This is a genomic window from Rathayibacter sp. AY1F2, assembly GCF_002930885.1.
GTDB lineage: Bacteria > Actinomycetota > Actinomycetes > Actinomycetales > Microbacteriaceae > Rathayibacter.
The window spans coordinates 1-4415 of the sequence record NZ_PSVG01000045.1; the positions used below are offsets into that span (position 1 = coordinate 1).

Genomic DNA, 4415 nt, shown 5'->3' on the forward strand with positions numbered 1-4415 from the left:
AGCCAACACGAGTTTCGACTGCTACTCCGTCGCCGACGTCCGCGCGGACCACACCACGAGCATCCTCGTGGACGACGACCGCAACGCATTCGAGCTGCTCCCACTGTCGGAGCGGGTCGCCGCTGCCATCGAACGATGCGAAGCGAGCTGGAGCGCCGTCCCCGACGAGCCCTACCCGGGAAGCGGACCCATCGACGTACCCAACCCGACGGCCTGCATTCTCGCGGACACCAGGCTCGGGGTCTTCCCGAACAGAGCGGGCCAGCCCACCGGCCCGTTCTGCGAAGGACTCGGCCTCGCAGCGCCGGCGGTCGCTGGGCCAGCTGACTAAGCCGACCGAAGATGTGTGAAGTCCCGTATGGGGATGGCTCATTGGAGCGTCTGAGCGCCGATCGTCGTCGTTCCGCCATCCGCGTTCTCGATGGTGATGCGTCCATCGAGGAGAAGGGTGTCGTCGGTACTAGGCCACCAGGCGGACCACCACCCGTTAGAGATGGTCGCCGCGACCTCATGACCGTCCTCGGTCAGCGTGACGCTGGCGACGTCCTGACCGACCGTGCCGGCGGCGAAGCCGTAGCCGTCCGGCGGGAGGTGCCCTCCGGACGCGAAGAGCTCAATCGAGCCGGATGAAGGAGCCTGTGTGGCGTTGCCGGGGCCGTCGAGCAGCAAATAGGTCGGGACGGTGGCGCTTTCTCCGACGCACCAGGCCACGTAGGGACCGCTCTCGACGAGCACTGATTCGACGCTGCCTCGTGTATCCGCGGACACGACGTCAGCAGGCTCGGCGGTATTCGGGTTGGCGTCGAGGGTGTCGATGCAGTTTTCAAGGACGGAGGAGCTGCCTGCGCCTGCCTCCGGTTCAGGCGTCCAGCTCGCCAGGCCCGAGGGGGAGATCCCCCCTGCGCTCAGCGCCACCGTGCTGACGGGAGCCGCTGGACGACCGGCGATCGCCGCAACGGCGACGAGGGACGCAGCGAACCCGAGCGCGCACACGCCCACGATCAGCCGCCGGCGGATATCCGTCCTCAGGCTCTCGTGGGGTGTTGTCTCCAACTCGATGCTGAGGAGGATGCGCTCGTGGAGTCGCTCCGCGTCGGCCGAGTCGTCTCCTCGGCGTGCGGGGTCGGCCCGCTTGAGGGCGTGCAGTTCGTCGGTGGGCATCATGAGAGACCTTCCGTGGGGAGCGCGGTGAGCCGCGCACGGCTCGGCCGAGTCGGGTCGAGGATCGCCGCGTACCTCTTCTTCGCCCGCGAAAGGCGCATCGAGAATGCGGCACGACTGCACCCGAGCACTTTCGCCGCCTCCGCGTCCGAGAGGTCCTCCCAGACGTGCAGGGCGAGCACCTCCTGGTCCGCTTCGGACATCGATCGCAGCGCGTGGAGCGCATCGATCTCGGCGGAGCTGTCGGTATCGGCTGGGTCCGGTAGCCAGATGCGCTCAGCGACAAGATGCTCGCGCGCCTCCCGCCGGACGGCGTTGCGCAGAACGTTCGAGGCCGTGGCGAAGAGCCAGGGACGCGGATGCGCGGGAAGGTCCCCGCGCCGGCGCCACGCGATGAGGAACGTTTCGGCCACCACGTCGTCCACAAGTTGCTCCGCAGCGCGACGACGGACGAAGCGGATCAGGTCGTTGAAGTTCGCCGCGAACAGCTCCTCGAAGACGTCGCTATCGCCCTTCTCCACGTTGCACCCCCTCGGCCCCTCACTCAGTACATGTCTGCACGACGAGGAGTTGCAACACGACGAACCCGCAGCGTTGCAAGGACGCTCCGGATCGTCCCGAAAGGGGATCCCCTTTCGGGACGCGCGTGGTGGGTAGCGTCCGCCCTACTCTGACGGGATGGAACTGCGGACCGCGAAGACCCTCGGCATCCTCGCGATGGTGATCGGCACCCCAGTCGCCCTCCTCACCCACACGATCGGCTGGATCCAGACCGGCTGGGACCCGGCCGCCGTGCAGTGCCAGCACAGCGAGTACCCCGACGGGATCGACCTCTACTCCAGCCGCGTGTCGGGCGAGAAGATCCTCTACCCGCTCGGCCTGTCCTGCACCTACGCAGCCAGCGAGACCTCACCAGGCATCACCATCCGTCACTACAGGTGGGACGCCACCGCCCTCTTCACCGCAGCCGCCGCACTCGCTCTCGCGGGAACCGTCGTCGCGCTCAGAGCCGAACGCAAGCAGGAGCTCATCACCGAGTCGAAGGAAGAACGAGCGACGACATAGCGCAGCGCCCCCTCTGCCGGTCAACGATCCCGTAACGGGACGTTCCTGGCTCCAGGAGCGACAGTGACGTCACCCTCGATCTAGCGCCGGTTGCACGACGCTGATGAGAGCCAGCACGATCACCACGGCGGCGGTGACTGTTGCTGCCATGAGTGCTTGGCGAGCGGGCGAGTCGAAAAGCCCCGGCGCTTCGTCCGGCTCTAGGTCAGCGGAGTGAGCGCCCTTGGACGCAGCGGCGCGGATGGAACGGCCCTCCTGTTGCCCTTCGCGCACGCTCCTCTCAGGAGGAAGCTGGTGACGCAAGCTCGGGTAAGCCGTTGCCATGATCATGAGTGGAACGAGGACGACGAGAACGAGTGGTTCGTCCCACAAGTCGGGCCACGTGTTCAGCAACACGATCGCGACGACGACGAGCAGTAGCGCATAGGCGGATGCGTAACGCAACACCCGCGAACTGATGGACACGTGCTCAGTATGACGGCACGGCACGACCACCAGCCGACCCTATTACTGGTTAACAACCGCGGCCGAGAGGAGGGGCGCCAGACAGCAGGTGAGAAGCCTAACGATTCGATGTGGACCTGGCGCGCTCAGGAAGCAGATTCTCGGCGCAAGAGAATTTCCTGCAGGTCATGGATGCTTTGTAAGTCCGGGGCACGCCTCACCGTGTTCATGTAGGTAGCGATTACCGCGAGCGGCGCCGTAATGACGAGCAAGCCGACGGAAATCGGGGTAAGAGCCTGCGTGGAGGGGCCCCCGAAGAAAAGATTGCCCAGCAGCAGGCCTCCCGCGAGACCGGCCGCCAGACCGAAGTCAAAACTGGCCCGCGCTCGTCGACGCACTCGACGGCACACTGCCGTGATCATCTCTTCCAACTCCGCGCTCGATCGGTCATTCAGGTCCACGCGCGGAGAATACCCGCCTGAGACCTAGCGCGCTTGCCACTCGCCAGCCAGATCCTGGCATCGCTGAGCTGACGCCGCACGCGACAGCCCGGCGGGGGGCGGTGTCGCCCTGCTCTCGGCCGCGACGCACAGCGCGACTGAGATCAACACCCGCCGGCAGCGGCCCATTGAACGATCTCCATAAGGGTCGAGGCGGTGTCGGGTGGGAGACTCTGCGGTAGTTTCACGACCGAGGGTGGTCATGGTGGAAGTGCTCAAGGGCTCGAGCCTGCTCGCGTCGGGTGTTGTGATCGCCGTGATCTGCTCGCTGTTGCAGTTTCAGGCCGGCGTTCGTGCAGATTTGAATCAGACAGGGGGCCAGCTCAGCCCAGTCCTGCTCGTGGGAATTCTGATCGGATTTGTCGTCTCAGCCGTCGGCGCGATTCAGCTGTTCCAGTGCTACGAACGGTGGGTCACCGCTTCCGCTAGCCGCCGTGCGAAGCCTGCGGACCTGGTTCCTCGGCGTAGGTGAGGTAGCACCGCACGACCGCGTGTCCCCCGCCACATGCGCACCGCTGGGTGCTACGTGAGACGCTGGGTGCTATGTGAGACGCTGACTGCTATGGGAATTCTTGCGAGTGTGTTTGGTGCTGGTAACGATGAAGAGGCGGGCGCGGCGCTGTCGGGATCGGACGGTCTCGTCTGCGACATAGATCCGACCGGACTCTGGGAGCTCGAAGGCATCCTGACCTCGACACCAGCGCTCGAGGTTCCCGCGGCGCAGTACCAGCCGGTTGCGGCGACCGATGACTACGAGAGCTTCGTCATCGCAGTCAGCACCGGCCTGGGTGGCGCGCTAGACGCCGCAGGTGAGACGGGTCGTGCCGCCGCAGCGCGGCAGTGGGAGGATGCGTCGTCCGAGCTCGAGGGATGGTCACCCGAGCAGGTGCACCGCCTCGTCGAGGATCTCGCTTCGACACTCGCCTCAATCGCCGCGGCCGGTCAGCGCCCCTACCTGCGGGTGAGTGTCTGATCTGTGAACTGAGCTGAGTCAAGAAGTTACTCCGCTGGGACATCAACTAGATGAGGTGGAAGGTGCGGCGTCGGCTCAGTGCCCAGACGAGTGCGCCGGCGAGGAGCACCGCGCAGGTCAGCCCGGCGACGTGCAGGACGAGCGAGAGCGTCCCGTTCTCGGGGAGCAGGAAACCGTACGGCACCCACCCGTCGGTCGCTCCGCGGACGAGCACGACGACGACCCAGACGATCGGGTAGGGCAGGACCACCCACAGCCGGCGCCAGGAGAGC

Annotated in this window: 8 protein-coding genes and 1 pseudogene; 4 read left to right on the forward strand and 5 right to left on the reverse strand. The window is 66.0% G+C overall.

Annotated features, from left to right (window positions below; all coding sequences use genetic code 11):
- Positions 1-331: pseudogene (locus tag C5C54_RS18160) on the forward strand (hypothetical protein); the annotation flags it as partial.
- Positions 332-369: 38 nt separating this feature from the next.
- Here the strand turns inward: C5C54_RS18160 and C5C54_RS17285 are convergent.
- Together C5C54_RS17285 and C5C54_RS17290 are read right to left on the reverse strand one after the other, a co-directional pair.
- Positions 370-1164: a hypothetical protein gene (locus tag C5C54_RS17285; protein ID WP_104288885.1), complete on the reverse strand. Its 795-nt coding sequence runs from the start codon at positions 1162-1164 to the stop codon at positions 370-372.
- A complete protein-coding gene (locus C5C54_RS17290; RefSeq protein ID WP_104288886.1) occupies positions 1161-1682 on the reverse strand; it encodes an RNA polymerase sigma factor in 522 nt (173 codons plus the stop codon). Before C5C54_RS17290 ends, C5C54_RS17285 begins: the two co-directional genes overlap by 4 nt.
- Before the next feature lie 157 nt (positions 1683-1839).
- On the opposite strand from C5C54_RS17290, the gene C5C54_RS17295 reads away from it, so the two are divergent.
- Positions 1840-2226 carry a hypothetical protein gene (locus C5C54_RS17295; RefSeq protein ID WP_104250056.1) on the forward strand — a complete coding sequence of 129 codons (387 nt, stop codon included), beginning with the start codon at positions 1840-1842 and terminating at the stop codon, positions 2224-2226.
- 69 nt (positions 2227-2295) lie between these two features.
- On the opposite strand, the gene C5C54_RS17300 is transcribed toward C5C54_RS17295, so the two are convergent.
- Together C5C54_RS17300 and C5C54_RS17770 are read right to left on the reverse strand one after the other, a co-directional pair.
- Positions 2296-2691 carry a hypothetical protein gene (locus C5C54_RS17300; RefSeq protein WP_104250057.1) on the reverse strand — a complete coding sequence of 132 codons (396 nt, stop codon included), beginning with the start codon at positions 2689-2691 and terminating at the stop codon, positions 2296-2298.
- 125 nt (positions 2692-2816) lie between these two features.
- Complete coding sequence (locus C5C54_RS17770) at positions 2817-3131, reverse strand: hypothetical protein (RefSeq protein WP_146076581.1); 315 nt, start codon at positions 3129-3131, stop codon at positions 2817-2819.
- Between the two features lie 241 nt (positions 3132-3372).
- Between C5C54_RS17770 and C5C54_RS17305 the strand changes: the two genes are divergently transcribed.
- Both C5C54_RS17305 and C5C54_RS17310 read left to right on the forward strand, forming a co-directional pair.
- On the forward strand, positions 3373-3642 hold the full coding sequence (locus tag C5C54_RS17305) for a hypothetical protein (protein ID WP_104248173.1): 270 nt from the start codon (positions 3373-3375) through the stop codon (positions 3640-3642).
- Positions 3643-3732: 90 nt separating this feature from the next.
- A complete protein-coding gene (locus tag C5C54_RS17310; RefSeq protein WP_104288887.1) occupies positions 3733-4143 on the forward strand; it encodes a hypothetical protein in 411 nt (136 codons plus the stop codon).
- 46 nt (positions 4144-4189) lie between these two features.
- On the opposite strand, the gene C5C54_RS17315 is transcribed toward C5C54_RS17310, so the two are convergent.
- On the reverse strand, positions 4190-4415 hold a 226-nt coding region (locus C5C54_RS17315), incomplete at its 5' end, for a Pr6Pr family membrane protein (RefSeq protein ID WP_181127928.1).

Bases quoted from the DNA above. Each gene is read 5' to 3' on its own strand.
- C5C54_RS17310 (WP_104288887.1), top strand. From the start codon at position 3,733: ATGGGAATTCTTGCGAGTGTGTTTGGTGCTGGTAACGATGAAGAGGCG.
- C5C54_RS17305 (WP_104248173.1), top strand. From the start codon at position 3,373: ATGGTGGAAGTGCTCAAGGGCTCGAGCCTGCTCGCGTCGGGTGTTGTG.
- C5C54_RS17285 (WP_104288885.1), bottom strand. From the start codon at position 1,164: ATGATGCCCACCGACGAACTGCACGCCCTCAAGCGGGCCGACCCCGCA.
- C5C54_RS17295 (WP_104250056.1), top strand. From the start codon at position 1,840: ATGGAACTGCGGACCGCGAAGACCCTCGGCATCCTCGCGATGGTGATC.